Raw genomic sequence first — 760 nt, 5'->3', positions numbered from 1 at the left:
TGCAGAGATGTGGTTTTCCTTCGGGACAGAGGAGACAGGTGGTGCATGGTTGTCGTCAGCTCGTGTCGTGAGATGTTGGGTTAAGTCCCGCAACGAGCGCAACCCTTAGATTTAGTTGCCAGCACCATGGGTGGGCACTCTAGATCGACTGCCGGTGACAAACCGGAGGAAGGTGGGGATGACGTCAAATCATCATGCCCCTTATGACCTGGGCTACACACGTGCTACAATGGTCGGTACAACGGGAAGCGAAGGAGCGATCTGGAGCGAATCCTAAAAAGCCGATCTCAGTTCGGATTGCAGGCTGCAACTCGCCTGCATGAAGTCGGAATTGCTAGTAATCGCGGATCAGCATGCCGCGGTGAATACGTTCCCGGGTCTTGTACACACCGCCCGTCACACCACGAGAGTTTGCAACACCCGAAGTCGGTGAGGTAACCTTAGGGAGCCAGCCGCCGAAGGTGGGGCAGATGATTGGGGTGAAGTCGTAACAAGGTAGCCGTATCGGAAGGTGCGGCTGGATCACCTCCTTTCTATGGAGTTTCGAGATGTGCGAGCATCTCAAAACCAAACGTTTCGTGCACAAGGTGTACGAGGGACAATTTCACTCGCGTTCAGTTTTGAAAGGGCAACCTTTCAAACCTTGATCTTTGAAAACTGGATAGCGAAAGAGTTTAGGTAAGAATCAACGCAGTTTTTACTAGCGTGTTGGTGTTGACTTCCATGTCAAGCCAACATTATAGAGTGTAGTGTTTTTGGC

The 760-nt window shown here is 51.6% G+C and carries 1 rRNA gene; it reads left to right on the top strand.

Annotated features, from left to right (window positions below):
• Positions 1 to 533 (top strand): 16S ribosomal RNA (locus tag ACFSUC_RS13125); the annotation flags it as partial.
• Between the last annotated feature and the right edge of the window lie 227 nt (positions 534 to 760).

It is taken from the genome of Marinicrinis sediminis, from assembly GCF_042685085.1.
In the GTDB taxonomy this organism is placed as follows: Bacteria; Bacillota; Bacilli; order Paenibacillales; family KCTC-33676; genus Marinicrinis; species Marinicrinis sediminis.
The sequence above is the reverse complement of the archived record's forward strand: the minus strand, read 5'-3'. Positions and strand labels throughout refer to the sequence as shown.